Annotated in this window: 28 protein-coding genes; 7 read left to right on the top strand and 21 right to left on the bottom strand. The window is 62.2% G+C overall.

Going from position 1 to position 25281, the window contains the following annotated elements; translation table 11 throughout:
• Positions 1-202: 202 nt before the first annotated feature.
• On the top strand, positions 203-853 hold the full coding sequence (locus tag JI744_RS07720) for an invasion associated locus B family protein (protein WP_202659118.1): 651 nt from the start codon (positions 203-205) through the stop codon (positions 851-853).
• 44 nt (positions 854-897) lie between these two features.
• On the opposite strand, the gene JI744_RS07715 is transcribed toward JI744_RS07720, so the two are convergent.
• Genes JI744_RS07715 through JI744_RS07700 form a run of 4 tightly spaced genes read right to left on the bottom strand, consistent with a single transcriptional unit; the run spans position 898 to position 5088 of the window.
• Positions 898-2103 carry a beta-ketoacyl-[acyl-carrier-protein] synthase family protein gene (locus JI744_RS07715; RefSeq protein WP_202659116.1) on the bottom strand — a complete coding sequence of 402 codons (1206 nt, stop codon included), beginning with the start codon at positions 2101-2103 and terminating at the stop codon, positions 898-900.
• Positions 2100-2360: an acyl carrier protein gene (locus tag JI744_RS07710; protein WP_202659114.1), complete on the bottom strand. Its 261-nt coding sequence runs from the start codon at positions 2358-2360 to the stop codon at positions 2100-2102. Before JI744_RS07710 ends, JI744_RS07715 begins: the two co-directional genes overlap by 4 nt.
• Before the next feature lie 46 nt (positions 2361-2406).
• Positions 2407-3498, bottom strand: coding sequence for a UDP-3-O-(3-hydroxymyristoyl)glucosamine N-acyltransferase (locus tag JI744_RS07705; protein ID WP_202659112.1), 1092 nt, complete (start codon positions 3496-3498; stop codon positions 2407-2409).
• 27 nt (positions 3499-3525) lie between these two features.
• The gene (locus tag JI744_RS07700) at positions 3526-5088 is read right to left on the bottom strand and encodes a L,D-transpeptidase family protein (RefSeq protein WP_202659408.1); all 1563 of its coding nucleotides are present in this window, start codon (positions 5086-5088) and stop codon (positions 3526-3528) included.
• 376 nt (positions 5089-5464) lie between these two features.
• Here JI744_RS07700 and JI744_RS07695 point away from each other — a divergent pair, with 376 nt between their 5' ends.
• On the top strand, positions 5465-6034 hold the full coding sequence (locus JI744_RS07695) for a YcbK family protein (RefSeq protein WP_202659110.1): 570 nt from the start codon (positions 5465-5467) through the stop codon (positions 6032-6034).
• A 91-nt stretch (positions 6035-6125) separates the two neighbouring features.
• On the opposite strand, the gene JI744_RS07690 is transcribed toward JI744_RS07695, so the two are convergent.
• Positions 6126-6863 (bottom strand): RlmE family RNA methyltransferase, encoded by a 738-nt coding sequence (locus tag JI744_RS07690; protein ID WP_202659108.1) that lies wholly within the window; start codon positions 6861-6863, stop codon positions 6126-6128.
• On the bottom strand, positions 6860-7999 hold the full coding sequence (locus JI744_RS07685) for a Ppx/GppA phosphatase family protein (protein WP_202659107.1): 1140 nt from the start codon (positions 7997-7999) through the stop codon (positions 6860-6862). The genes JI744_RS07690 and JI744_RS07685 overlap by 4 nt, the downstream gene beginning before the upstream one ends.
• A gap of 257 nt (positions 8000-8256) precedes the next feature.
• On the opposite strand from JI744_RS07685, the gene JI744_RS07680 reads away from it, so the two are divergent.
• Genes JI744_RS07680 through JI744_RS07670 form a run of 3 tightly spaced genes read left to right on the top strand, consistent with a single transcriptional unit; the run spans position 8257 to position 10482 of the window.
• Complete coding sequence (locus JI744_RS07680; protein WP_202659106.1) at positions 8257-8565, top strand: virulence factor; 309 nt, start codon at positions 8257-8259, stop codon at positions 8563-8565.
• A gap of 3 nt (positions 8566-8568) precedes the next feature.
• Entirely contained in the window at positions 8569-9486 is a 918-nt protein-coding gene (locus JI744_RS07675; protein ID WP_202659105.1) for a methylenetetrahydrofolate reductase, read from the top strand.
• Positions 9487-9501: 15 nt separating this feature from the next.
• Positions 9502-10482: a methyltetrahydrofolate cobalamin methyltransferase gene (locus JI744_RS07670; protein ID WP_202659104.1), complete on the top strand. Its 981-nt coding sequence runs from the start codon at positions 9502-9504 to the stop codon at positions 10480-10482.
• A 51-nt stretch (positions 10483-10533) separates the two neighbouring features.
• On the opposite strand, the gene JI744_RS07665 is transcribed toward JI744_RS07670, so the two are convergent.
• The 9 genes from JI744_RS07665 to JI744_RS07625 all read right to left on the bottom strand — a co-directional run bounded on the left by JI744_RS07665 (position 10534) and on the right by JI744_RS07625 (position 17998).
• Positions 10534-10743, bottom strand: coding sequence for a hypothetical protein (locus JI744_RS07665; protein ID WP_202659103.1), 210 nt, complete (start codon positions 10741-10743; stop codon positions 10534-10536).
• 2 nt (positions 10744-10745) lie between these two features.
• Positions 10746-11390 (bottom strand): SMC-Scp complex subunit ScpB, encoded by a 645-nt coding sequence (gene scpB, locus JI744_RS07660; RefSeq protein WP_202659102.1) that lies wholly within the window; start codon positions 11388-11390, stop codon positions 10746-10748.
• The gene (locus JI744_RS07655) at positions 11383-12186 is read right to left on the bottom strand and encodes a segregation and condensation protein A (RefSeq protein ID WP_236019316.1); all 804 of its coding nucleotides are present in this window, start codon (positions 12184-12186) and stop codon (positions 11383-11385) included. Before JI744_RS07655 ends, scpB begins: the two co-directional genes overlap by 8 nt.
• Entirely contained in the window at positions 12179-13195 is a 1017-nt protein-coding gene (gene nagZ, locus JI744_RS07650) for a beta-N-acetylhexosaminidase (RefSeq protein WP_202659101.1), read from the bottom strand. Before nagZ ends, JI744_RS07655 begins: the two co-directional genes overlap by 8 nt.
• Positions 13192-14148: an SPOR domain-containing protein gene (locus tag JI744_RS07645; protein WP_202659100.1), complete on the bottom strand. Its 957-nt coding sequence runs from the start codon at positions 14146-14148 to the stop codon at positions 13192-13194. The genes nagZ and JI744_RS07645 overlap by 4 nt, the downstream gene beginning before the upstream one ends.
• Before the next feature lie 68 nt (positions 14149-14216).
• Complete coding sequence (gene argS, locus JI744_RS07640) at positions 14217-15962, bottom strand: arginine--tRNA ligase (RefSeq protein ID WP_202659099.1); 1746 nt, start codon at positions 15960-15962, stop codon at positions 14217-14219.
• A gap of 51 nt (positions 15963-16013) precedes the next feature.
• A complete protein-coding gene (gene coaD / locus JI744_RS07635) occupies positions 16014-16514 on the bottom strand; it encodes a pantetheine-phosphate adenylyltransferase (protein WP_202659098.1) in 501 nt (166 codons plus the stop codon).
• Positions 16515-16594: 80 nt separating this feature from the next.
• Positions 16595-17029 (bottom strand): CBS domain-containing protein, encoded by a 435-nt coding sequence (locus tag JI744_RS07630; RefSeq protein WP_202659097.1) that lies wholly within the window; start codon positions 17027-17029, stop codon positions 16595-16597.
• A gap of 75 nt (positions 17030-17104) precedes the next feature.
• On the bottom strand, positions 17105-17998 hold the full coding sequence (locus tag JI744_RS07625; protein WP_202659096.1) for a LysR family transcriptional regulator: 894 nt from the start codon (positions 17996-17998) through the stop codon (positions 17105-17107).
• Positions 17999-18096: 98 nt separating this feature from the next.
• Here JI744_RS07625 and JI744_RS07620 point away from each other — a divergent pair, with 98 nt between their 5' ends.
• Positions 18097-19596 (top strand): CoA-acylating methylmalonate-semialdehyde dehydrogenase, encoded by a 1500-nt coding sequence (locus JI744_RS07620; RefSeq protein WP_202659095.1) that lies wholly within the window; start codon positions 18097-18099, stop codon positions 19594-19596.
• A 389-nt stretch (positions 19597-19985) separates the two neighbouring features.
• Here JI744_RS07620 and JI744_RS19310 read toward each other — a convergent pair whose 3' ends face one another.
• Positions 19986-20618: a VPLPA-CTERM sorting domain-containing protein gene (locus JI744_RS19310; protein WP_202659094.1), complete on the bottom strand. Its 633-nt coding sequence runs from the start codon at positions 20616-20618 to the stop codon at positions 19986-19988.
• An 81-nt stretch (positions 20619-20699) separates the two neighbouring features.
• On the bottom strand, positions 20700-20879 hold the full coding sequence (locus JI744_RS07610) for a hypothetical protein (RefSeq protein WP_202659093.1): 180 nt from the start codon (positions 20877-20879) through the stop codon (positions 20700-20702).
• Between the two features lie 52 nt (positions 20880-20931).
• Here JI744_RS07610 and JI744_RS07605 point away from each other — a divergent pair, with 52 nt between their 5' ends.
• Entirely contained in the window at positions 20932-21294 is a 363-nt protein-coding gene (locus JI744_RS07605; RefSeq protein WP_202659092.1) for a hypothetical protein, read from the top strand.
• 47 nt (positions 21295-21341) lie between these two features.
• Here JI744_RS07605 and JI744_RS19305 read toward each other — a convergent pair whose 3' ends face one another.
• The 4 genes from JI744_RS19305 to secD form a co-directional block, all read right to left on the bottom strand.
• On the bottom strand, positions 21342-22004 hold the full coding sequence (locus JI744_RS19305; protein WP_202659091.1) for a VPLPA-CTERM sorting domain-containing protein: 663 nt from the start codon (positions 22002-22004) through the stop codon (positions 21342-21344).
• Positions 22005-22258: 254 nt separating this feature from the next.
• On the bottom strand, positions 22259-22615 hold the full coding sequence (locus JI744_RS07595) for an Mth938-like domain-containing protein (protein ID WP_202659090.1): 357 nt from the start codon (positions 22613-22615) through the stop codon (positions 22259-22261).
• A gap of 1 nt (position 22616) precedes the next feature.
• Complete coding sequence (secF, locus tag JI744_RS07590) at positions 22617-23594, bottom strand: protein translocase subunit SecF (protein ID WP_202659089.1); 978 nt, start codon at positions 23592-23594, stop codon at positions 22617-22619.
• 11 nt (positions 23595-23605) lie between these two features.
• Positions 23606-25276 (bottom strand): protein translocase subunit SecD, encoded by a 1671-nt coding sequence (gene secD / locus JI744_RS07585; RefSeq protein WP_202659088.1) that lies wholly within the window; start codon positions 25274-25276, stop codon positions 23606-23608.
• Between the last annotated feature and the right edge of the window lie 5 nt (positions 25277-25281).

Raw genomic sequence — 25281 nt, 5'->3', positions numbered from 1 at the left:
GCCCCATAAAGTCGGCCAGTCCGACAGGGAGCAAAAACAATCGCAAAAGGGCCAGCCACGCTGGCCCTTTTGAGTTTTTATGCGGCGGCAATCGACGCTGGCAATTTGGCCGCACAAAGCTGCGTGACACGGAAATTTTCATACCTGACTTGGCGGGCGCAGCATGCTATGGCAGCGCCGGTTCAACAAGAAAGTGACAGAAATGTCGTCCTATTCCCTTCCCCGTACGCTGGCTTTGGCACTTGGTTTTGGTCTGGCTTTGTCCGGCACCGTCGTTCTGGCGCAAGAAGCCGCCGCCCCTGCCGCGACCGAAGCCGCCCCCGGCGCTGACTTGAACATGGGCAGCACCCCCGGCGCCCCCAAGCTGAAAGAGGAAAAGGACGCCCAGCCGGGCGAGATGTATCTGGGCGGCACGTTCGAACAGTGGGAACTGCGCTGCGTCAAGGCCAAGGACGGCTCTGATCCTTGCGAACTTTATCAGCTTTTGAAGGATCAAAAGAGCAATCCCGTCTCCGAGATCAGCATGTTCCCGCTGCCCGCTGGCGGCAAGGCTGCTGCCGGGGCCACCGTGATCGTGCCCTTGGAAACCATGCTGACCTCTAACCTGACGCTGACGATCGACACCGCGCAGCCCAAGGTTTACCCGTTCACGGTTTGTGGCTCGGTTGGTTGTGTGGCCCGCGTCGGATTTACCGGCGACGAAGTGGCCCAGTTCAAAAAGGGCGCCAAGGCAACGCTGACCATCGTCCCGTTCGCGGCCCCCGATCAGAAGGTGAATCTGGATATCTCGCTCAAGGGCTTCACTGCCGGGTTTGAATCCATCACGGTTCCGGAAAAGCCCGCAGGCAACTGATCTTCTGCAACAGATTGAAAACCCCGCCATCGGCGGGGTTTTTTTCATGCCCGGCGCAAGGCCAGCACCGCGTTCAGCCCGCCAAAGGCAAAGGCGTTTGACAGCGCCACCTCTACCCGTGCCTGCCGCGCCTGATTTGGCACGATGTCCAGCGGGCAATCTGGGTCCGCCTCTTCCCAGCCCATCGTCGGCGCAACCACACCGTTTCGCAGTGCCATCAGGCAGGCCAAAAGCTCTACCGCGCCGGTTCCGCCGATCAGGTGGCCGTGCATGGATTTGGTGGAGGACACCATCAACCGCCCGGCATGGTCGCCGAACACCTGCGCAATCGCCGCGCATTCGCTGCGGTCATTGGCGCTGGTGCCGGTGCCATGGGCGTTGATGTAATCCACCTGATCCGGGCGCAGCCCCGCATCGGCCAGCGCCCCCGCCATCGCCCGCCGCGCGCCCTCCGCCGAAGGCACCACAATGTCAGAGGCATCCGAGGTCATGGCGAAACCCACGACCTCGGCCAGAATCTCGGCCCCGCGCGCGGTGGCATGATCCCAGTCTTCAAAGACGAAGATCGCTGCCCCCTCGCCCTGAACCATTCCGCTGCGGTTGGCGGAGAACGGGCGGCACGCCTCTCGGGACATGACGCGCAGGCCCTCCCACGCCTTGATGCCGCCAAAGACCAGCATCGCCTCGGCCCCGCCCGCCAGCATCACGGGGGCCGCGCCCGACCTCACCATCTGAAACGCCAGCCCCATCGCGTGATTGGATGAGGCGCAGGCGGTGGCCACGCTGAACACCGGCCCCATCAGCCCGAATTCCATCGAAATATGGCTGGCCGCCGCATTCATCATCAGGCGCGGCACGGTAAAGGGATGCACCCGCGACTTCCGCTCTTCGTAAACCGCACGATAGCTCTCGTCCTGCGTGATCAGCCCGCCGCCTGCTGTGCCGGTAACCACCCCAGCGCGCTGGCCCAGTTCGGTGAAATCCAGCCCCGCCTGTGCCACGGCCTGCCGGGCGGCGACCAGCGCAAACTGGGCAAAGCGGTCCAGCAGCCCCAGTTGCGCCCTGTCGAAATGATCTTCCGGGCGAAATCCCTGCACCTGCGCGCCGATCTGCACCGCCAGCCGGTCTCGATCAGGCAAATCAAGCGGACCGATGGCACAGCGCCCCTCGGCCATGGCGACAAATGTGCTGGCCACATCGGCACCCAGTGGGTTGACGGTGCCTGCCCCGGTGATTGCAACGCGCCTCATTTCGCCGCGATCAGCCCTTCGACCGCCGCAACGATGACCCCGACAGAAGAAATGTCAAAGCTGCTTTTATCGGGCTCGTTCGCGTTGAACGGCACCGAGATGTCGAACGCCTCTTCAATGGCAAAAATCGATTCCACCAGCCCAAGACTGTCGATCCCCAGGCTTTCCAGTGTCGAATCCATCCGCACGTCAGACGGGTCCAGCACCGCCTGTTCGGCAATGATGAGGATGACCTTTTCGGCAACGGTTCCACTCATGCGCATTCTCCTGTCGGCTGGTCCTTACGCCAGCGAGTGTGACGGTTCAGTCACCGGAAGATGACGCGCCGACGATCTTTTCAATCTCGCCCACGCGGGCGGCAAGCCGGGGCAGACGGCGCAGCGCCTTTTGTATCTCGACATGCGCCTCCATCTTGACCGCCGGATAGCCCAGCAAAACCCGGCCCGCCGGCGCATTGGTGAAAATCTTGGTGCCCCCGCCCGCGATCACGTCATCGCCGACAAAGATATTGTCGTTGACGCCGCATTGCCCCGCCAGCACCACCCGGTTGCCGATGCGCGACGACCCGGCAATGCCGACCTGCCCGCAGATCAGGCTGTCATTGCCGATCTGCACATTGTGACCAACATGAACCTGATTATCCAGCTTGGTGCCATTGCCAATCGTGGTGTCGCGGATCGTGCCCCGGTCAATCGTGCAATTGGCGCCAATCTCCACATCATCGCCAATCGTCACCGCGCCTAGGGAGTGTATCCGCGTCCAGCTTTGCTGATGAATTTCGTCGCGTTTTCCGAGGGTTTCACGAATTTCTTCAACCCCAGACTTTTCCGGTGTGACAAAGGAAAACCCGTCAGCGCCAATCACCGCGCCGGGCTGGCAGATGAAGCGATCCCCAATCCTGACCCGCGCGCCAATCCGTGCGCCCTGACAGATCAGCGCATCATTCCCGATCCGCGCCCCTTCGGCGACAGAGACATGGCCGGCAATCCGCGCCCGCGCGCCGATAACCGCGCCTGCGCCAATGGTGACAAACGGGCCAATCGCGGCCCCTGCGCCAATCTGCGCGCTGGGGTCGATCACCGTCATCGGATGAACCCCCGGCGCGATCTGGGGGCCCGGGTCCAGCATCCGGGAAAGCCCCGCCATCGCCAGCCGCCCGCGCGGGGCGAAAATCGCCGCCCGCAGGCCCATGCCCTGCCAATCGGCCCCCGGCCACAACATGGCCACCTGCGCCTGCCCTTTGGCCAGACCGGGCGCATATTTCGGGTCCATGGCCAGTGCCAGCGCCTGCGGGCCCGCTGTGGCAGGCTCTGACGCATGGGTCACTGTCAGCGTCAGGTCACCGGCGGCTTCGGCCCCGATGGCTTGGGCAATGTCGGCAACGCTATGCGCCATGGTCCCTCTCCGTTTATCGGGAAAGACTTAGCCCTGAACCTGCGGCAAAACCACCCCGGCCTCGCTCAGTGCCCGGAAAATCGCCGCGTCACGGCCATAGATGTCATTGCGATAGCCGATGGTGCCGCGCGCCGTGGGCCAAGCGGTAAAATAGACCAGATGGACCGGCACTTTCACATCCAGCCGAACAAGGGATTCGCGTCCCCCGTCCAACTCATTCTGAAAAACCCTCTTCGGATCATCGGTCTGCCGCGCCAGCAGCGCATAGGCGAAATCAAAGGGGTCGCCCAGCCGGATACAGCCGTGCGAATAGGCCCGCACCTCATTGGCGAACAGGTTTTTCGACGGCGTATCATGCAGATAGATGTTGTACTGATTGGGGAACATGAACTTCACCAACCCCAGCGCATTGCCATCCGACGGCGGCTGGCGCATCGAAAACGGGAAAGAGCTGGCCGAATAGGCCGCGAAATTCACCGCCCCGCGCGGCACCACGCGGCCCGACCGATCCACCACCTGAATATGGCTGACGGCGTTGGGGTTCTTTTGCAAAAGCGGCAGATATTCCTTGACGATGATCGAGCGCGGCACCCCCCAGGACGGGTTGACCACCATATATTCCATCTCGTCCGAAAACTCGGGCGTGCGGGTGTCTGCCGAATTCTTGCCAATAACGGCACGGGTCTGAAAGGTCACGGCGCCGCCATCCATGATCTTGGCGGTAAAGTCGGGCTGGTTCACCCAGATATGCCGGTCGCCGCGCGGCGCATCGCCCATCCAGCGCAACCGCTCCATCGCGACCGTCACCGCTTTCAGCCGATCCTCTGGCGGTGTGTTCAGCGCGGCCAGCGTGCTATCGCCCACCACCCCGTTGGCAGTGATGCCGTTGTCGGCTTGATAGCGCTGCACCGCGCGCACCATCGGGCGGTCAAACGCGCCGCTGGCCGAATGCGGCAGATAGCCAAGCGCCACCAGACGGTCACGCAGCGCCACCGCCTTCGGACCGGCAGCACCGGGCGACAGCTCGCCAGGCACCTCGGCCCCCCAGCCGCCAGAAGCGATGATCCCCTCCAGCCGCAGTTTTTCCTTCAACAGACGGGCGTATTCCGGTGTGGACGGTGGCAGCGCGCGGAAAAAGCCCCAGGGATCAGCCGCCGCAAAAGCCGCAAGCGTTGCCGCAGCTTCTGGCCGCGCGATGTCGCGCACGATGGTCCTGTCCAGCTTTTTCGGGGCAATCACGCCCGCCTTCAGATCACCGGCAAAGGTGACGAAGGCGCGGCTCATCGCAACCTCCAGCCGGCCACGATCCCCTTCGGTCACGGCGCTGTGGAAAGCGGCAACCAGCGCATCGCGGCCATAACGCGCTGGCGGCAGGCCCTGTTCGGACGCGGCATCCAGTGCGGTCAGAAACGCCTCGCGCCGGGGGGCATCGCTGGGGCCGGTCCACAGGGTCTGATAGCCGCGCGCCTGATAAAAGGCGGCGATTCCCGCCGTGTCAGTGCCCTCGGCGTTCACCGCCTCGGCCACCGACTTTATGAAAGCGGTCAGCAGCCCCTGCCCCTGCGCGCTGGCCGCCAGCGCAAGGCCCATGGCGGCTGTCAGCAAGGCTTGGCGGAAAGTCTGGCGCAAATGCAGCTTGGGAATCGTCACGAGCGGGCCTTCAAGGTCAAAATGGCAGGATTTCAGGCAGTTTCGACCATATTTCCCTGGGTGTAAACCGCCCCTTCCCCATCTCTTGCAAACTGCGACACAGCCGCCGCAATCGGTTTCAAAACCGACGGTGCGGAATTCCCCACCTTGCGCGGTTCATATTCAGCAATTTTTTGCCGATTGCCGCCAAGGTGAGTCGGAGAGGCGTTTCTGCACTTTGGTCCGGCCACAAACCGTGCCATACAGTTCCTGCTTGTGGGACAAGTGCAAATCGCCGGGTACAGGCGATCAAAGACCAGCGATGGGACAGGCAAGAATGGCTATGGCGGACAATCCGGGCTTTACCCGGCGGGGACTTCTGGGTGTTTTCGCGGCAACCGCCGTGGTTGCAGCGCCCACTTACAGCAAAGCCTTCGGGTTGTTGCGCGGCGCGGGCGATGTGCGCCGGATCAGCATGTATTCGGGCCGCACCGGCGAGTCGATTGACACGATCTACTGGATCGAGGGTGAATATATCCCCGAAGTTGTCAAGGAAATCAATCACTTCATGCGCGATTGGCGTTCCGATGACGTTAAAAAGATGGACCCTCGCAACTTTGACGTGATGGCGGCGGCGCATCGTCTGATGGATACGGATGAGCCTTACATGCTGCTGTCGGGCTATCGCAGCCCGGCCACCAATGCTATGCTGCGGTCTCACTCCAAAGGGGTGGCGCGCAATTCGCTGCACATGAAGGGACAGGCGGCAGACCTGCGGTTGAAATCGCGCAGCGTTGGCCAGATGGCACGCGCCGCCAAGGCCTGTGCGGCGGGCGGTGTGGGCACCTATCCCCGGTCCGACTTTGTGCATATGGATTGCGGCCCGCTGCGGACTTGGGGCGGCTGACCAGCAAAACCCGGCCGTCAAATCAATAAAATTTGAAAAGCTGGCGCCTTTTCGGGCGCCTTTTTCATGGGCGCATCCGCGCGCGAAGGGGTTAGTCCTCCTCCGGCTCGGCGGCCTGCCCCGCACGGCCCCTAAACCCCTGCGCCACGACGAACTTTTCCGAACTGTCCGACCGGCTGGCTGGCGGTTTGACATTCGCCACCTTGCGGAAACTTTTCTTCAGCAGGGTCTGCATTTCAATCTCGGCCCCGCCGGCCAGAACCTTGGCAACAAAGGTGCCGCCGTCTTCCAGCACGTCAAAGGCAAATTCCAGTGCCGCTTCAATCAGGGCGATGATGCGCAAATGGTCGGTGCCCTTGTGGCCGCTGGCCGCAGCGGCCATGTCGCTCATCACCACATCGGCCTTGCCACCCAGCCAGCCCTTGACCAGCTCATCCGCGCCTTCGGACAGAAAATCGAGCTGATGCAGCTCCGCCCCGGAAATCGCCTCGATCTCTTGCAGATCGACGCCCAGCACGGTGCCCACCGGCTTTTTCGGGTTTTGCGACAGGGCGTTGACGCGCACGACCGCCACCTGGCACCAGCCCCCCGGCGCGCAGCCAAGGTCAACCACCCGCGCGCCCGGTTTCAGGAACCCGTATTTATCATCAAGCTCCAGAATCTTATAGGCCGCACGGCCGCGATAGCCTTCGCGCTTGGCACGCTGAACATAGGGGTCGTTCAACTGCCGTTCCAACCACAGGGTGGAACTGAGCTTGCGCCCCTTGGCGGTTTTCACCCGCACCCGCAGATCGCGCTGGCCCCGGCCAGAAGTGTTCTTTTCCGTCATAGCTTCGGTCCGTCTTCCAGAACGCCATCCGCGCTCATCTGGGCATAAAGCAGCCCTTCCCGCAGGCCCCGGTCTGCCACTGACAGCCGGTCGGTCGGCCATATCCGCATCAGCGCCTGAAGGATAGCCGCACCGGACATGATCAGCGTGTGGCGGTCACGACCAATGCGCGGGTCGGTGCGCCGCCCGTCGGGGCCAAGCGACAGGTAATCGCGGATCACCGTGTCAATCTGGTCCGATGTCATCTCCAGCCCGTCCACCTTGGTGCGGTCATAGCGGCGCAGACCCAGGTGGCTGGCGGCAACGGTTGTCACCGTGCCGCTGGTGCCGATGATCTGAAACCCCTCGCGCGGCTGCGCGGCGTTATAAGGGCTGAACGAGGACAGATTTTCTTCGAAAAACCAGCTCATCAGGGCAAAGCGCGCGCCGTCGTCTTCCACATCGGCGAACTGGTCCTTCAGGGTTGCCACCCCAAGGGGCACCGAGATCCAGTCCACCACCCGCGCACCGCCCACCGGCTGGCCTTGAAAGCCGCGGTGCAGGCCCATGATCGCGCGGGCGCGGTCGGTCGGGTCCACGCCCGACAGGTCGATCCACACCAGTTCGGTCGAGCCGCCGCCAATATCCACGACCAGCAACTGCTCGGTCCGGGCCGTCACCAGCGGGGCACAAGATATTACCGCCAGCCGCGCCTCTTCCTCCGCGGGGATGATCTCCACCTCCAGCCCGATTTCGCGGCGGATCTGGCGCATGAAATCCTTGGAGTTACGGGCCCGGCGGCAGGCCTCGGTAGCGACCAGACGCATCCGGGTGACGCCTTGGCTTTCAATCTTTTTCTGACAAATCCTCAATGCCTGCATCGTCCGCCCCATCGATGCGCGACTAAGTCTGCCCGAAGCCTCCAGCCCGGCACCCAGTTGCACCGTCTTGGAAAAACTGTCCAAGACATGAAACTGGCTGCCACGCGGTTCGGCAATCAGCATGCGGCACGAGTTCGTGCCCAGATCCACGGCAGCATAAAGCCCGCCGGGACGAGGTTTGTCAGCGGCAGACGGGTAAGTCCTACGGGAAGCGCCCTTCGACACCTCTACCGCAGGGCTGTTCGCGTCCGCCGCTAGGGGACGCTCGGGCGTCATGACCGCCCTCCATATGTGGTTGCCCTCAAGGTAACGACGCGATGACCATGTTGCAAGCACCGATCCTGCCGCGAACCAGCCCCAAAGATGTTCATGACTTGCATGAATAATTCTGGATTTCGGGCCTCTGGCTCGAATCCTCCCCGTGCGCTAGCAAGCCATGGGTCGCAAGCGACGCGGGCCATGTCGAAATCCGACCCTGCCTGTCGCGGACGGGCGCTTAGAACGGGTGCAGAGGTCAGAGGAGAATCAGCGGTATGCCCGAAGTCACCGTGGTGATGTGGCGCGATATTCCGGCGCAGGTCATCGTTGGCAAAGGCCGGCGCGGATCCAAGGTGCAGTTGCCCGAACGCTTTGAACAGGCGATCGATCGCTGCGCGATGAAGATCGGCGCCCGCGACAGCGATTCCTATCTGGCAGAATGGCGCAAGGCGCCCGCCTATGAGGTGGACGGCGATCCCGATGAGATCGCCCAGACCGAGGCGGCGCGGCTGGAAGCCGAATATGACACCGACCGCATCAAGGCGCTGATCGCCACCGATGGCTGGGCAACGCCTAAGGAGTAAACCATGGCCCTGAGCTTTTTCCGCAAGGACACCAAAGAGGCCCCCGCCGGCCAAAGTGCCGAGGTCGAGGCCTTCCTGAAGGGCTATTCGATCGAGGTGATGCCCCGCACCGCCGAAAAGGTCGAGGATTTCCGCGCCCTGCTGCCCAAGGGCACCCGTGTCTACATCGCCCATATCGACGGCACGCCGATTGAAGACATGGTGGCGACCGCCAAGCGCATCGGCGCCGAAGGCTATGATGTGATGCCCCATTTCCCGGCGCGCATCATCAAGGACAAGACGACGCTGACCGACTGGGTTGGCCGTTACAAGGATGTGGGCGTCCGGCAGGGCCTGTTGCTGGCGGGTGGCGTGACCAACCCTGTCGGCGACTATGCCACCTCGATGCAACTTTTGGAATCGGGTGCCTTTACCGGGTTCGACCGCCTGCATGTCGCCGGTCACCCCGAAGGCAACAAGGACATCGATCCTGATGGCTCGGACAAGATGGTGATGGAAGCCGCACGCTGGAAATCGGCATTTGCCGAGCGCACCGACGCCAAGATGGCGATGGCCACCCAGTTCTGTTTTGAAGCCGCCCCGGTCATCGCCTGGGTTGACCGTCTGGCTGCCGAAGGCATCAAGCTGCCGGTCCATATCGGCGTGGCTGGCCCTGCCAAGCTGCAAACCCTGATCAAATTCGCCATTTCCTGCGGCGTCGGCGCCTCCTTGCGCGTGCTGCAAAAGCGGGCAATGGATGTGACCAAGCTGCTGCTGCCCTATGAACCGACCGATTTCGTGGCCGAACTGGCCGCGCACAAGGCCGCCAATCCGGGCTTTGGCATCGAACAGGTCCATTTCTTCCCGCTGGGTGGCATCAAGACCAATGCCCAATGGGTTACCGATAATGGCGGCGCCTCGGGCCGTCCCGCAAACGTCTAAGACAAAGGTTTAAGAATGACCCGCACCGTCGTTGAATCCAAAACGAAAACCGTCATCATCGGCTTTGATGAGCCCTTCTGCGTCATTGGCGAGCGCATCAACCCCACCGGGCGCAAAAAGCTGGCAGCCGAACTGGAAGCCGGCAACTTTGAAACCGTCATCAAGGATGCGCTGGAACAGGTGGCCTGTGGCGCGACCGTGCTTGACATCAACTCTGGCGCGGTCTTCACCAACATGATGGCGAAAGACCCGCGTTATGCCGACAACAACTTTGTCGAGCCGCCGCTGATGAAGGCGCTGATTGAGATTGTGCAGCAAACGGTTGACGTGCCTTTGTGCATCGACAGCTCGGTGCCCGGCGCGCTGGAGGCGGGTCTGATGGCTTGTGAAGGCCGCCCGCTGTTGAACTCGGTCACCGGGGAAGAAGAGCGGCTTGAGCTGGTTCTGCCGCTGGTCAAGAAATACAACGTTCCGGTTGTCGCAATTTCCAACGACGACACCGGCATTTCGCCCGACCCGGATGTCCGCTTTGCGGTGGCGAAAAAGATCGTGGAACGTGCGGCTGATTTCGGCATTCCGGCGCATGACATTGTGGTTGACCCGCTGGTCATGCCGGTTGGTGCCATGGCTTCGGCCGGTCAGCAGGTGTTCGCCCTGGTACGTCGCCTGCGCGAAGAGCTGGGCGTGAACACCACCTGCGGCGCGTCGAACATCTCGTTCGGTCTGCCGCATCGTCATGGCATCAACGGGGCTTTCCTGCCGATGGCGATTGGCGCAGGGATGACCAGCGCCATCATGAACCCGGTGCGTCAGCAGGAGATGGAGGCGATCCGCGCTGCCAACTTCCTGATGAACCACGATGCCAACGGTGGTGAGTGGATCCGCTTTGCCAAGGTGCTGGAAGCGGTTGAAGGCGGTCAGACCTTTGCCGAAGCCTCTGCCGCCGCCAGCCAGGCCGCCGGTGGCCGCCGTGGCGGTCGTCGCGGTCGCGCGTGATTTCTGCACAGGAATGAAGAGGTGCGTGGGGAAGCCTGCGCGCCTTTTTCTTTAGAACAACCGCCGGGTTGCCTTGCGCACCTGCTTTGCCCGCTGCGCCATCTCGCGGCCCTGCCGGGCCTGTTCGCGCTCTTCGGGCGTCATTTCCTTGGGTGGCTTTCCGCCTCCTGCGAAATGGTCGATCCCCTTGCTGATCGCAGTGTTCATGAACCGACGCAAAAGTTGGTTCAGCACACCATTCAGAAGTTTCGTCCAATCCATGGTCAGTCCTCGAACAACTCGCTTTGGCCGGTCGTGGTTTCTTCGTCATCGGGTGGGGTGTCGGCTCCGGGCATTGCACGGCTGTCCAACAATCCCGCCGCGCGCAATTCCTTGACGCCCGGCAGATCGCGCGCCGATTCCAGCCCGAAATGGTCCAGAAAGGTCTGGGTCACGACAAAGGTCACCGGGCGCCCCGGCGTCATGCGCCTGCGGCCCAGCCTGATCCAGTCCATCTCCATCAACTGGTCAATCGTGCCGCGTGAAACCGCCACGCCGCGAATTTCTTCAATCTCTGCCCGCGTCGCGGGTTGATGATAGGCAATGATCGCCAGCGTCTCGACCGCCGCCCGGGAAAGTTTGCGGCTTTCCTCGGCCTCTTTGTGCATCAGATGGCCCAGATCGGGCGCGGTGCGAAAGGCCCAGGCCTCGCCTACCTTGATCAGGTTCACACCGCGCCCTTCAAAGCGGCGTCGCAGGGTGACCAGCGCCTCGGCGGGGTCGCAGCCAAGAGGCATCCGGTCGATCAATTGCGCCAGCGTCACCGGCTCGGCGCTGGCAAACAGGATCGCCTCGACCATGCGTTCCTGCTCGCCCATCGGGGGGGCCGCGAACAGGCTTTGTTCAACCGCCTCTTGCCGGTCAGTCATGGCTGGCCTTGCGAATCTGGATCGGGGCAAAGGTATCAGATTGCCGAATGGTCAGTTGCCCCCGCTTGGCCATTTCCAGCACCGCCGCGAAATGTGCCGCAGTAACAGAGCGGCGGCGAGAGGGCGAACCATCCCAGCCTTCGGGCAGAAACTGCGTCAACTCGGCCCATTCGCCGACATAACCCAATAGGCCCCGCATCCGGTCAAGCGCCTGTTCCATCGTGAAAATATCATGGCGGTCAAAGGCATAGGGGCGAAATTCGTCACGGGTTCGAATTCGGGCATAACCGCGGATCAGGTCCAGCAAACTGGCGTCATAGGTCACCTTGATGCGGGCCGACAGCCGCTCTGGCGCGCCTCGGGCAAAGAAGTTGCGCCCCAACTGATCGCGCGCCATCAGTTGCGCCCCGGCCTCTCGCATCGCCTGCAACCGTTCAAGCTGAAAGGCCAGATGCGCGGCAAGGTCTTCGGCGCTTGGCCCAGCCTCACCCGGTTCGGGCGGCAACAGCAGGCGCGATTTGAGAAAGGCCAGCCAAGCCGCCATCACCAGATAATCCGCCGCCAGTTCAATCCGCAGGGCGCGGGCCTGCTCGACAAAGCCCAGATATTGCTCGGCCAGTTGCAGGACGGAAATCTTGCGCAGATCCACCTTTTGCGTCCGCGACAGCGTCAAGAGCAGGTCCAGCGGCCCCTCGAACCCATCAACATCGACAATCAGCGCCTCGGCCTGCTGCCGTTCGGCGACAGCCATTGGCGAGGGTTGCGTCCAGTCGTCCTGTTGTGAGGCGTCAGCCATCATCCCTCGCCAAGGCGGTCAGGCCCTGAAGGTCCGCCTCCAGTGCGGCGATGTCAACCGGGGCGGGGCTGCGGCGTTGGGCAAGCGCCCTTTGCGCGCGGGCCTGCGTATCGGTCCGCATATCGCCCGCCTGCCCGGCCACCATCAGCATCTCGGCCATGTCGCCCTTGCAATGCAGCGCAATATCGCAGCCTGCATCCATTGACGCCCGGGTCCGGCTGCCCAGATCGCCCGACAGCGCCTGCATGTTCAGATCATCGGTCAACAACAGTCCGTGAAAGCCGATCTCTTCGCGGATCACGCGGATCATTTCGGGCGACTGGGTGGCGGGTTTGTCGTCATAGGCGGCAAAGATGATATGCGCCGTCATTGCCATCGGCAGATCGGCCAGCGCCCGGAAAGGGGCGAAATCGGTCGCCGCCAGTTCCGCACGGCTGGCGGTCACAGTGGGCAGATCGTGATGCGTATCGGCTGTGGCACGGCCATGGCCGGGCAAGTGCTTGACCACCGGCAACACGCCCCCCGCCAGCAGGCCATCGGCAACGGCGCGGCCAATGCGGGCAACGGTTTCCGCCTCGGTGCCATAGCATCGGTTGCGCAGGAAAGGATGAGTGCCCTGCCCCGCAATATCGGCCACCGGGGCGCAATTTGCGTCAATGCCAACGGCGCGCAGTTCTGCCGCGATCACCCTCATCCGCAGCTCCATAAGCCGCGCCGCATCCGGTCCGGCGGCAAGAACGGTATCCAGTGGCGGCAGCCATTCGCGCCAATGGGGCGCCCGCATCCGCTGCACCCGCCCACCTTCCTGATCGATCAGGATCGGCGCATCACGCCCCACCGCCGCGCGCAGATCGGCGGTCAGGCGCAAAACCTGTTCCGGGTTCTCGATATTCCGGGCGAACAGGATGAAGCCGAACGGATCAGCATCGCGAAAGAAATCCCGTTCTTCGGGCAGCAACACCGGCCCCAAGCAGCCGAAACAGGCCGCCATCCGGCCGGGGCTGGTCATCTTTGGGTAACCGGAATGCAGGTGGAATTGCCACTGAGCAGCGTGTTGCAGAAGGCGCGCGCATCCTCGGCACCGCCAAAGCCCGCAGCGCGCAGCCGATAGAAGGTGCGGCCACCCGATTGCGCGGCCTGTACCACCATCGCCTTGCCTGCGAACAGATCGACAAACTGGCCTTGCAGACGTTCCCACTCGCGGCCCGCCTGCGCCTCATCATCAAAAGCACCCAGTTGCACCAGTTGCGCCCCGGCGGTCAGGCTGGCCGGATCGGGGATTGGTGCTGCAACGACTGCGGCGGCGGGCGCATCAATCTTGGCAGGCGTGGCAGAGGCAAGGTGCAGGTTTGCAGGGCGGGCGCGGGGCCGCGCGGCGGCAATGGCCGGAACCACTGGTTCGGGGACGGCAACCGCCTCGGAAATGGCATCCGCGAGGGCTGTATCGGTGGCCACGGCATCCTCTGCCGGAACGGCCCCCTCTTCGCCGGAAACCGCCTCGGCAATCGCGGCAGAGACGGCGCTTTGCTCTTCGGCGGCAACCGCCGGCGCGGGGATTACTGCCTGCTGATCGGCAATCACATCAGAGGCAGGCTGCGCCGACAGCGGCAGGTCGGCCAGCCCGGCCACATCTTCGGCGGTCAGATCAACATCCTTGGGGGCCAGACGCAGCGACTCCGGCACCGGACGCGCCGTGCCTGCCGCCGCAACCGCATTGACCGAAAGGCCCTGATGCATCGCCTGCTGGCCGCCGGGGTCGGCAGGTGCCACGCGCAACGGACCTTCTATCGCGCGGAACACCGGAACCCCGGTTACATCGCGCACCGCCAGCCGATAGCCCCAGACCCCAAGGCCCAGCACCAGCGCCACTGAACACACCGCGCCCGCAATGTTGATCGCACGCCCGAACCGCTGTGGGGCCTCATAGCCTCCATCATAGGACTCGAATTCCAGATCCGCCATCTTTCGCCTCACTGTCGGGGCGATACATGCCGACCCGAGCTATTCTGGGTATCCGGTCCTACGCCTGCTCAGCGCATTTCTTCGACCGGAGTCACCCCCAGAATAGCCAGACCAGAGGCGATCACAACGCCCGTGGCCCGCACCAGCGCAATTTTTGCCTGGGATGTTGCCGAGTTGCCCTCTTGCACGAATCGCAGGGATGGGTCGTCATTGCCGCGATTCCACAACCCATGGAAATCGGACGCCAGTTCGTACAGGTAGAATGCCACCCGATGGGGCTCGTTCCCGCGCGCGGCAATCTCGACCAGTCTCGGCCATTCGGCGATCTGGCGGGCGAGTTTCAGCTCCGCCTCATGGCTCAGGATCGTCAGATCTGCCGCCATCAGCACCGGATCATCACAGGAAATTCCCGCCTCGCGCGCCTTGCGCAAGATCGAATTCACCCGCGCATTGGCATATTGCACATAGAAAACCGGGTTGTCCTTGGATTGCTCCAGCACCTTGTCGAAATCGAAGTCCAAGGCCACGTCGTTCTTGCGCGTCAGCATGATGAAGCGGGTCACATCAGCCCCCGCCTGTTCCACCACATCGCGCAGGGTCACGAACGTCCCTGCCCGCTTTGACATCTTGAACGGCTCGCCGCCCTTCCACAGTTTCACCAACTGAATCAACTTGATATCCAGCGGAACCCGGCCATTCGACAGCGCCGAAACCGCCGCCTTCATCCTCTTGACATAGCCGCCATGGTCGGCGCCGAAAATGTCAATCAATTGATCAAACCCACGTTTGACCTTGTTGTAGTGATAGGCGATGTCGGGCGCGAAATAGGTCCAGGACCCGTCCGATTTCATCACCGGGCGGTCCACGTCATCGCCATGCGCGGTGCTGCGGAACAGGGTTTGCACCCGTGGCTCCCAATCCTCGGGCTCTTTGCCCTTCGGGGGTTCCAGCGTGCCTTCATAGATCAGGTCCATATCGCGCAGGGTCTGGATCGCGGCCTCAATCTCGCCCGTGCCATAAAGGGCCTTTTCCGAAGAATAGACATCCATCGTCACGCCCAGAACGGCCAGATCGCGGCGGATTTCGGTCATCATCATCGCGGTGGCGAATTCGCGCACATCCTCCAGCCAGACCGCCTCGGGCTGGTCCAGCAGGGTTGCGCCGTATTTGGTCTTCAGCGCCTCGCCCACCGGAATCAGGTAATCGCCGGGGTAAAGCCCTTCGCGGATTTCGGGTTCAAGGCCATGCGCCTCGCGGTAACGCTCATAGGCAGAACGGGCCAGCACATTGACCTGCGCGCCCCCGTCGTTGATGTAATATTCCCGCGTGACGACCCAGCCGGAAAAGGCCAGCAGGTTTGACAGCGCATCGCCCACCACCGCGCCACGCACATGGCCAACGTGCATCGGGCCGGTGGGGTTTGCCGAAACAAACTCCACATTCACCTTTTGCCCCGCCCCGATGGCCGAACGGCCATAGTCGGTGCCATTCAGCAAAACCGCCCGCAGAACATTGTGCCAGACGCCATCGGCCAGCCGCAGGTTCAGGAACCCCGGCCCAGCAACATCGGCCCCCATGATGCGCGGATCGGCCATCAGCTTGGCGGCCAGCGCCTCGGCAATCGCGCGGGGCTGTTGGCCTGCGGGTTTCGCCAGCACCATCGCCGCATTGGTCGCCATGTCACCATGCGCCGGGTCGCGCGGCGGTTCCACCGAAACTGCGGCAAGGTCCAGACCGGCGGGCAGCACGCCCTCGGCCATCAGCGCCGACAAGGCGTCGGTCACGGCAAGGCGGATTTCGGCGAAAAGGTTCATTTGATCATGTTTCCCCTGTTGCCCCGGCATTGCCAGAGGGCAAGGGCCGGGTCAAGACCGCTGGCCGAACCGGGCCTGAAGTGCTGCATTCACCGACGGGGTGACGAACTTTGACACGTCGCCACCAAGCCGAGCGATTTCCTTGACCAGCTTCGAGGCAATCGCCTGCCGCCGGGCATCCGCCATCAGGAAGACCGTCTCGACGCTGGCATCCAGCGCGCGATTCATGCCGACCATCTGGAATTCGTATTCAAAATCCGCAACCGCCCGCAGCCCCCGAATGATGACCCCTGCGCCCACATCGCGCGCGCAGTCAATCAGCAGGTTTTCAAACGGATGCACCACAATTTCGCAGCCAGTCCTGGCCGAAATTTCTGCACCTTCGGCCTGCACCATCGCCACCCGCTCTTCCAGCGTGAACAACGGCCCCTTGTCGCGGTTGATCGCAACCCCGATCACCAGACGATCCACCAGCGCCGAAGCCCGCTGGATGATATCGGTATGGCCAAGGGTGACCGGATCAAAGGTTCCGGGATAAAGGCCGATACGCATGGGAAGGGCTCCATCTTAGGCGCGGCCACGCAACAATATTGCGCGCCCGCTGGCAAGAGCAATGTGCCGCAAACCTCGCGTCAAAAGCCCTTTATCATGCCTTCCAGCGCATCTTTTTCCATCGCCAGTTCGGCCAGACGCGCTTTGACCACATCGCCGATGGAAATAAGACCAACCATTTCGGTACCCTCGACCACTGGCAGGTGGCGGAACCGACCATCAGTCATTTTCTGCAAGACCACCTGCGCATCATCGCCGCGGCTACAGGTCACAACGCGGGCGGTCATCACGCTGTCAACCTTGTCGGACAGGCAGGCAGGCCCCCGTTTGCCCAGTTCGCGCACGATATCGCGCTCAGACAGGATGCCTGCGACATGCTTGCCATCGGCCGAGACCACGACAGCCCCGATCTTGCGCGACGACAACAGCTCTGCAACCGTGGCCAAGGTCGCGGAAGGCTGAACCGTCACAACACCGTCGTCGGATTTCGATTTCAGGATCTGGCTGACAAGCATGGGCTCCTCCTTAGTCCGTGTTTGTCCTTGCAAGCGTCGGGCGCGCACAGGATTCTGTCAAGAACTACCTTGGACTTATGCGGTCAGGCCGCCTTCCAGCCGGACCATCTCGGCCCGCGCTTCGCGCACCAGCAAATCGGCAAATCGGCTTAGGCGGACCACCCGGCCATCATCGGCGTGACGGATCAGCCAGAAGGCCCGCGTCAGGCGAATGTCATCCGGTAAGATCCGCACCAGCCCCGGCGCTGCGGGCAGAGCGAAATCATGCACCACCCCCACCCCCGCCCCTTGCCGCAGCATGTTCAACTGCACCGAGACCGAATTCGAGGTCAGCCGCGCCGCAGGGCCGCCGATCTCGGCCAGATAATCCAGTTCCTTGTCAAAGATCATGTCGGGAATATAGCTGACGAACTGGTGCCCCGGCAGATCGGCGCGGCTGGAAATGGGTGGATGGGCGGCCAGATAACCGGCACTGGCCGCCAGTGACAGGCGATAGTCGGTCAGCTTTTGTACCGTCAGGCGACCGGCCTCTGGCCGGCTGACGCCGATCGCCATATCCGCCTCGCGCCGTGACAGGTTGAACACGCGCGGCAGGGCGACCACCTGCACCTCAAGCCCCGGATTGGCATCGCAGATCCGGGTCAGAACCTGCGGCAGCAGATAGTTTGCACAGCCATCGGGCGCGCCAAGGCGAATCTGCCCCGTCAGCCCCTCTGGCCCGGTCAGCGCCTCTGTGGCGCCTTGCAAGGCCCCCTCGGCCCGTTCGGCATGGGGGATCAGCCGTGCGCCCTGATCGGTCAGTGCATAGCCCTGCGGCGATTTGGCAAACAGCCGCGCGCCCATCGCATCTTCCAGCCGCGCGATGCGTCGGCCCACGGTGGCCGGGTCGATCTTGAGCACCCGCCCCGCCGCCGACAGGCTGTCACTGCGGGCAACCGCCAGAAAAATGCGCAGATCGTCCCAGTCCATGCCGCCCTGCAAAAACGCAAAACCCCTTTGTCATATTGCCGCTTTTCCCAGCATTTCCGCAAGGGTATTGTGCGCTCAAATTCCCATGGGAGGATGCGATGCAAGAGATTGGCCACTGGATCAACGGCAAGATGGTTTCCGGCACTTCGGGCCGTTTTACTGATGTGATGAACCCCGCCACCGGCGAAGTGCAAGCGCGTGTCGCGCTGGCCACCGTGGCCGAACTGGATCATGCGGTGGCCGAGGCTGCCAAGGCCCAGATCAAATGGGGTGCCACCAACCCCCAGCGCCGTGCCCGGGTGATGATGGCATTCGGCGCGCTGATCAACCAGAACATGGAAAAGCTGGCCGAGATGGTCGCTCGTGAACATGGCAAGACCATTCCCGATGCGCGCGGCGATGTGCAGCGCGGGCTTGAGGTAATCGAGGTCTGCATGGGCGCGCCCGCCTTCCTGAAAGGCGAGATGACCGACAACGCCGGCCCCGGCATCGACATCTATTCTATGCGTCAGGCGCTGGGTGTGGTGGCGGGCATCACGCCCTTCAACTTCCCGGCGATGATCCCGCTGTGGAAAATGGGCCCTGCATTGGCCTGTGGCAATGCGATGATCCTGAAACCCAGCGAGCGCACGCCTTCGACCGCAATCTTCCTTGCCCAACTGCTGCAACAGGCGGGCCTGCCCGATGGCGTGTTGCAGGTGGTGAACGGCGACAAGGGCGTTGTCGACGCCATTCTGGACAACGAAACCGTTCAGGGCGTGGGCTTTGTCGGCTCGACCCCGATTGCGCAATATATCTATGGCCGGGCGGCGGCGAACGGCAAGCGCGCCCAGTGCTTTGGCGGCGCCAAGAACCACATGATCATCATGCCAGATGCCGATATGGACAAGGCCGCCGATGCGTTGATCGGGGCCGGGTTTGGTGCTGCGGGCGAACGCTGCATGGCAATCTCGGTTGCGGTGCCGGTGGGCGACAAAACGGCGGATGCACTGATTGAACGGCTGGTGCCGCGGATCGAAAAGCTGAAGGTCGGCCCCTATACCGCCGGGGAAGATGTGGACTTTGGGCCGGTCATCACCCAGGCCTCGAAAGACCGCATCAACGGGCTGATCGCCTCGGGCGTGGAACAGGGTGCGAAACTGGTCGTCGATGGCCGTGGCATCAAGATCCAAGGCTATGAGAACGGCTTTTTCTGCGGCCCGTCGCTGTTTGACAACGTGACCCGCGACATGGACATCTACAAGCAAGAAATCTTTGGCCCGGTCCTGTCTCAGGTGCGCGCCAAGTCCTATGAAGACGCGCTGAACCTTGTGATCGACAACGAATACGGCAACGGCACCGCGATTTTCACCGCCGATGGCGATACCGCGCGCGATTTCGCATCCCGTGTGAATGTGGGCATGGTGGGCATCAACTTCCCCATTCCGGTGCCGCTGTCTTACTACACCTTCGGTGGCTGGAAAAAGTCGGCCTTCGGTGACCTGAACCAGTACGGCCCCGATGCGTTCCGGTTCTACACCAAGACCAAGACCGTTACCGCGCGCTGGTTTTCGGGCATCAAGGACGGGGCCAGCCTGAACTTCAAGGCGATGGACTGACCGCAAAGGCCGGGGGCGCTGCCCCCGGCCCCCCGGGATATTTGGGCCAGTGCGAAATGGGGGGGGTAGGGTTTGCGCCCTACCCCTTTTGACTTGGCAATAAGCGTGCCGCGGCGCATCGCCTGACAATGTGGACCGATACGGTGGACGTTACCCCCGAAAATCGCGCGTCATCTGCGGATGACGGAGATCCGGCACGCCTTGATCAATCTGGATCAGGGTTTTGGCATTCTGCCAAGTTCATCGGGGCCAACCTCATCGGGATCGTGCTAGCAGACCGGGCCGATGTCATCCTGTCCGCTGTATTCGCCCCTAGATCTTAGCACCTGCCCGATGAAGGGCTGATGCGAATCGGGCGGGAATCGCTTCCCGCCCGCGTTGCTATCAACCTAGGCCTTGCGGCGGCGGCGCATGCCGGCCAGCCCGGCCACGGCGCCCGCCAGCATCAGGCCCGCCGCCGGAACCGGAACTGGTGCCGGTTCGTCGAACAGATACTTCAGCTTGGCCATCGAATAGAAATCACCCTCCAGCTCGACTGCGGCGAAATGCTCACCGGCGGTGCCGAAGAAGCCACGGAACTGGGTGATATCCAATGTAGGAATGGTTGCGACATTGAACGAGGCCAAAAGGCCCGACAGACCATAGATACGGATCTGTTCGGCAGCGCCGTCGAACTTATAGGTCTGCACTGCAAAGGCCGAGACCAGCTGCGCAAAGTCGATCCGCAGGATGCCGTAATAGCCGCCAACCGGCCCAACCTCATAAGCGGAATCGCTGACGTCGCTGCTGTCACTGCCGCCAAAGGTATCAGAATGTTTCGATGACAGGGTAAAAGCCGCTGAATAGCTGTCACCTGCACGGGTGCCGGAATCTACATCATCAAAGAAATCAAAGATCGTGACCGGCACCCCACCCGTGCCATTGAAGAAGGTGGTGTAATCGCCGGTGCCGATCACGGCTGCATCGGCGGCTCCGGCCATGCTGCCAAGGGCTATGGCGGCGGTCAGAAGAAAATTTTTCACAGCGTACACTCCAAAAACCTGCGGATTTCAGCGCCTTGGGCGGCGAACTTGTGCCACCAGACAACGGCGACCACATTCTTGTCAAATTATTGCCACCAACTCGACCCTATGGCGATCATTCGAGAAACAATGCGCCAACTCCAGCACCAACGCGCCATCTTTACGAACAATCGCGCGCAGGCAGCCACCAACCCGAGTCTTCTTTTCGCCGCAATCATCGGTCATGCCGATGGGCGGCTTTTGGCCGGGCCACTTTGACATTTGCGTATCCTTGCCCACATGACAGGTGTGGAAGCGAAAACAGGAGGTTGTCGTGAAGACCCGTTTTTTGATCGCCGCACTGGCGACGGCTTTGGCGGCTTCACCGGCTTTGGCAGACAAGGGCGGTTCGCATGGCAAATACAAAGGCCACGGCTATTCTCAGGGCTGCCCGCCCGGTCTGGCCAAAAAGGGAAATGGATGCAGACCGCCCGGATTGGCCAAGAAGGACCATCACGGCCACCGCGTTGGTGACTACCTGTCGCCGGGTGACTACCGCATTCTGGAACGCCCGTGGCGTTATGGGTTGCCACGAGATGGCGTGTATGCCGTGATTGATGGTTATACCTACCGGATCAACGGCGATACGTCGCGAATTCTGGCGGTCTATGGGCTGTTGAGCGCCTTGGGGAACTAATGAAACAGGGCGGCATGTGACCGCCCTGTCCAAATTGTTTTTCCAGATCAAGCCCGGTTGCGGCGACGCCCGACTGCGGCCAGACCGCCAAGGGCAGCAACCATCAGCCAGCCAGCCGCAGGCAATGGAACCGGGGATATCCCATCCCCTTGGTCGCCATGATCGACAGGCTCATCAGGAATGAAAGGGTTGCCGCCATCGGTCGGGCCACCCGTATGCTCCTCTGGGCCACCCGGCTGATCCGGGCCACCGCCGGGCGGAGTAACCGGATCAATCGGACCGCCAGGGCCATCACCCCAGCCGCCTGCCCCGCCGGGTCGAACCGGACCGCGCCCCTTGCTCCCGTATCCAGTGAAATCAAGACCGGGCCAGACTGCCTTGCGGTGATGTGAGCCGCCAGCCAACAGATCGCCAAGGATACTGCGCTTCGGCAGATTATCCGCTGCGCCGCCAGCAAAGGCGAACCCGTAACCCAACTTTGGCTGCTTTCCCTTGACGGGCGGCACGCGCGGCACATTCTGGCCATCGGGCAACACGTTCCCCGCAATACCAATGCGGCGCTGTTCACTGCCCGAACCCTGCCGTCCCGAATGTTTATCTTTAGTTTCGACCAGACCAAAGCCTTCGGGCTTTACGGTCTTGCCTGCAGCCGGATCAATCACGATCAGCGCAAATGCAGGCACCAACACCAGTCCGAGGAACCGTTTCACAATTACTCACTCCCACACGAACGTGTCCGCCCCCGAACAGTCGCAAATCTGCCCGAAATCGCGGCACCCGTCAACTTCTCGCCTCATTTTCGCCAAGATCAGCAACCCAGAGTTGCCAAACCTACGCAACAAGCAACCGAGAAACGGCAAGCGTTTCCGATCCGGCTACGGGATAGACCAATAGGATTTCTGTTTCTTTAACGCGAACGACTCACGCGCGCTGTGCGCCCGGTTTTCACCGTCCCGGCTTGCCCTCAGGGCATCGGCAACAGGGCTGCGGCGATCCGGCGCCCTTCGCCCAACAGCACGTTATAGGTGCGGCAGGCGGCGGGCGAATTCATCGGCTCCACCCCAATACCGGCGCCCTCCAGCGCCTCGCGCAGATTGCGAGGAACCGGCGCGATCTGCGGCCCCATTCCCAGCAGCAGCACGTCAATCCTGCCTGCCAGCGTCAGCAGGCTGGCCGTATCATCCGCCCCGCCCCACGGCCCGGCATCCCAGGGCGTGATCAGGCAGGCACCGCGCAACACATGAGTGCCGACACGAAAAAAGCCCGGCCCATACCCTTCGATGGGTTGGGCCGAGCCATAGCTTACTTCGGTCAGGCGCATCTCAGGCGTCGATATTCGCGAATTCGTGGTCCGACAGCTTGCCGCCCTTGGGCTTGTCACTGCGGTCCAGTCCGATGAACAGCACAAGGTTCTTGGCGACATAGACCGAGGAATAGGTGCCCAAAAGAACCCCCATGAAAATCGCAAAGCTAAAGCCGCGGATCACGTCGCCGCCGAATACCAGCAGCGACCCCACCGCGATCAGAGTGGTGATCGAGGTCATCAGCGTGCGGCTAAGGGTTTCGTTGACCGAAAGGTTCATCACCTCTCGCAGCGGCATGGTCTTGTATTTGATCAGGTTTTCTCGCAGCCGGTCAAACACCACCACGGTATCGTTGATCGAATACCCCAAGATCGTCAGCAGCGCCGCCACGATGGTCAGGTCAAACCGGATCTGGAACAGCGCGAAAATACCGATCGTGATGATCACGTCATGCAGCAGCGCCATCACCCCGCCAAAGGCCATCTGCCATTCGAACCGCAGGGTGATATAGGCCATGATCGCAAGGCTGGTCAGCCCCAGCGCCAGAACCGAATTCCAGATCAGCTCTCCCGAGACTTTCGGGCCAACGGTTTCCTCGGACACGATTTTCAGCGCCGGGTCCATCTTGACCAGCGTATCCTTGACCTGTTGCAGGGTTTCGGGCGTCACCGCCTCTCCCTTTTGGGCCGATGATACCCGCACCATGGCAACATGCTGGTCCGGGCGGAAGTTGGTGTCGAACACCTCGGAAATCACGATGTCGCCAAGGGGCAGCCCCTCCAGCGCCTTGCGATATTCACCCACATCCACCGGCGTGGTGCTTTCGGTCCGCACCGTGGTGCCGCCCTTAAAGTCGATGCCAAAGTTCAGCCCCACCACCACCCAGACGGCAATGGCAGCCAGCATCAGCACAACCGACCCGCCAAAGGTCAGCCATTGGTGTTTGAAAAAGTCGATACTGGTCTTTTCCGGGGCAAGTCGCAGACGCCAGGCCATGTCGTAACTCCTTACACCACAATGGTTTTTGGACGGGTCCGGTTCAGCCAGACCTCGATGATGAAGCGGGTGATATAGATCGCCGAGAAGACCGAGGTGATGACCCCGATGCCTAGCGTTACTGCAAATCCCTTGACCGGGCCGCTGCCCATGTAGAACAGGATGATCGCGGTGATCAGGGTCGTCAGGTTGGCGTCGATGATCGCCGACAAGGCCCGCTCATAGCCGATTTCCACGGCGCGACCGGGAGTCTTGGCGTGGCGCAACTCTTCCCGGATACGTTCATACACCAGCACGTTGGCATCGACCGCCATGCCGATGGTCAGCACGATGCCGCCAATGCCCGGCAGGGTCAGCGTGGCCCCAATGGCCGACAGAACCGCGATGATCAGCGCCATGTTGATGCCAAGGGCCACGATGGCGAAAATGCCGAACAGGCCATAGCTGGCGATCATGAATACGCTGACCGCGATCAGGCCGACCACCGCCGCCAGACGTCCGGCATCCACCGAATCCTGCCCCAGTTCGGGGCCGATGGTGCGCTCTTCAAGGAAGGTCATCTTGGCAGGCAAGGCCCCAGCCCGCAGCAGAACCGCAAGGTGGGTAGAGCCTTCAACCGTAAAGTGGCCGGTGATCACGCCCGAACCACCGCCAATATGGCTTTGGATCACGGGGGCCGAAATCACCTTGTCATCAAGGACGATGGCAAAGGGTTTGCCGATGTTCGCGGCGGTGTAGTCACCAAACTTACGGGCGCCCGACGGGTTGAATTGAAAACTTACCGAGGGTTGGCCGTTCTGGTCAAACGACGGCTGGGCATTGGTCAGCTCCTCGCCCGTCACCACCGCTTCGGTGCTGACGACGTAGAACACACCCTCACGCTCGGCGTCAGGCAGAACCGCCTGGTTCGGGCTGGCAGGCGTTTCGGCATTTGCCGTTTGGCCCACCACCTCGTTGAACGTCAGCTTGGCGGTGGTGCCGATGATGTCCTTCAACTCTTGCGCCGACCCAAGGCCCGGCACCTGAATAAGAATCCGGTCGGTGCCCTCGCGCTGGATGGTCGGTTCGCGGGTGCCCACCTCATCCACCCGGCGACGGATGATTTCCAGCGACTGCTGCATGGTGCGGCTGTCGGTCGCGTTTTTTTCCGCCGGGGACAGTTGCACCACGATCGTGTCAGTGCCCTCGGTTGTCACCTCCAGATCGCTGGAGCCGACGCCGGTCAAGGTAACAACCGGCTGCGCCAGCGCCTTTACCTTTTCCAGCGCAACAGACATGCCTTCGGGCTTGGACAGCGTGACCTTCAGCACACCGGCATCGGCGGGCTGACGGCGCACGTTGCCGACCTGATCGCGCACCCCTTTCAGGGCATCGCGTACCTCTGGCCACATGGCATCGATCCGCTGGGCATAGACCGAGGCGGTCTCCACCTCTGCCAGCAGATGCGCCCCGCCGCGCAGGTCAAGCCCAAGGCTCATCAGCGAAGACGGCAGATACGACGGCCACTGCGCCAGCGCCGCGTTCTGCTCTTCTGTGGCAGTTCCCCCTGCCGCCTCGATCGCCTTTACCGCGTCATTGTGGTGTTCGACCCGCCCGTAAAAGGCGTTCGGCACGGCCGCAACGATTCCCCAAAGGGAGATAGCAAGGATAAGAAGGCGCTTCCAAAGCGGCATCGTAATCATGTCAG

This window comes from Fuscibacter oryzae, from assembly GCF_016765795.1.
In the GTDB taxonomy this organism is placed as follows: Bacteria; Pseudomonadota; Alphaproteobacteria; order Rhodobacterales; family Rhodobacteraceae; genus Fuscibacter; species Fuscibacter oryzae.
The sequence above is the reverse complement of the archived record's forward strand: the minus strand, read 5'-3'. Positions and strand labels throughout refer to the sequence as shown.

Bases quoted from the DNA above. Each gene is read 5' to 3' on its own strand.
- JI744_RS07670 (WP_202659104.1), top strand. From the start codon at position 9,502: ATGACCCGCACCGTCGTTGAATCCAAAACGAAAACCGTCATCATCGGC.
- JI744_RS07685 (WP_202659107.1), bottom strand. From the start codon at position 7,999: ATGACGCCCGAGCGTCCCCTAGCGGCGGACGCGAACAGCCCTGCGGTA.
- JI744_RS07695 (WP_202659110.1), top strand. From the start codon at position 5,465: ATGGCTATGGCGGACAATCCGGGCTTTACCCGGCGGGGACTTCTGGGT.
- JI744_RS07720 (WP_202659118.1), top strand. From the start codon at position 203: ATGTCGTCCTATTCCCTTCCCCGTACGCTGGCTTTGGCACTTGGTTTT.
- JI744_RS07630 (WP_202659097.1), bottom strand. From the start codon at position 17,029: ATGCTTGTCAGCCAGATCCTGAAATCGAAATCCGACGACGGTGTTGTG.
- JI744_RS07610 (WP_202659093.1), bottom strand. From the start codon at position 20,879: ATGTCAAAGTGGCCCGGCCAAAAGCCGCCCATCGGCATGACCGATGAT.
- JI744_RS07625 (WP_202659096.1), bottom strand. From the start codon at position 17,998: ATGGACTGGGACGATCTGCGCATTTTTCTGGCGGTTGCCCGCAGTGAC.
- JI744_RS07675 (WP_202659105.1), top strand. From the start codon at position 8,569: ATGGCCCTGAGCTTTTTCCGCAAGGACACCAAAGAGGCCCCCGCCGGC.
- coaD (WP_202659098.1), bottom strand. From the start codon at position 16,514: ATGCGTATCGGCCTTTATCCCGGAACCTTTGATCCGGTCACCCTTGGC.
- nagZ (WP_202659101.1), bottom strand. From the start codon at position 13,195: ATGACCAGCCCCGGCCGGATGGCGGCCTGTTTCGGCTGCTTGGGGCCG.
- JI744_RS07595 (WP_202659090.1), bottom strand. From the start codon at position 22,615: ATGCGCCTGACCGAAGTAAGCTATGGCTCGGCCCAACCCATCGAAGGG.
- JI744_RS07705 (WP_202659112.1), bottom strand. From the start codon at position 3,498: ATGGCGCATAGCGTTGCCGACATTGCCCAAGCCATCGGGGCCGAAGCC.
- argS (WP_202659099.1), bottom strand. From the start codon at position 15,962: ATGAACCTTTTCGCCGAAATCCGCCTTGCCGTGACCGACGCCTTGTCG.
- scpB (WP_202659102.1), bottom strand. From the start codon at position 11,390: ATGACTGACCGGCAAGAGGCGGTTGAACAAAGCCTGTTCGCGGCCCCC.
- secF (WP_202659089.1), bottom strand. From the start codon at position 23,594: ATGGCCTGGCGTCTGCGACTTGCCCCGGAAAAGACCAGTATCGACTTT.
- JI744_RS07665 (WP_202659103.1), bottom strand. From the start codon at position 10,743: ATGGATTGGACGAAACTTCTGAATGGTGTGCTGAACCAACTTTTGCGT.
- JI744_RS07680 (WP_202659106.1), top strand. From the start codon at position 8,257: ATGCCCGAAGTCACCGTGGTGATGTGGCGCGATATTCCGGCGCAGGTC.
- JI744_RS07620 (WP_202659095.1), top strand. From the start codon at position 18,097: ATGCAAGAGATTGGCCACTGGATCAACGGCAAGATGGTTTCCGGCACT.
- JI744_RS07645 (WP_202659100.1), bottom strand. From the start codon at position 14,148: ATGGCGGATCTGGAATTCGAGTCCTATGATGGAGGCTATGAGGCCCCA.
- JI744_RS07700 (WP_202659408.1), bottom strand. From the start codon at position 5,088: ATGGGCCTTGCGCTGGCGGCCAGCGCGCAGGGGCAGGGGCTGCTGACC.
- JI744_RS07690 (WP_202659108.1), bottom strand. From the start codon at position 6,863: ATGACGGAAAAGAACACTTCTGGCCGGGGCCAGCGCGATCTGCGGGTG.
- JI744_RS07710 (WP_202659114.1), bottom strand. From the start codon at position 2,360: ATGAGTGGAACCGTTGCCGAAAAGGTCATCCTCATCATTGCCGAACAG.
- secD (WP_202659088.1), bottom strand. From the start codon at position 25,276: ATGATTACGATGCCGCTTTGGAAGCGCCTTCTTATCCTTGCTATCTCC.
- JI744_RS07655 (WP_236019316.1), bottom strand. From the start codon at position 12,186: ATGGCTGACGCCTCACAACAGGACGACTGGACGCAACCCTCGCCAATG.
- JI744_RS07715 (WP_202659116.1), bottom strand. From the start codon at position 2,103: ATGAGGCGCGTTGCAATCACCGGGGCAGGCACCGTCAACCCACTGGGT.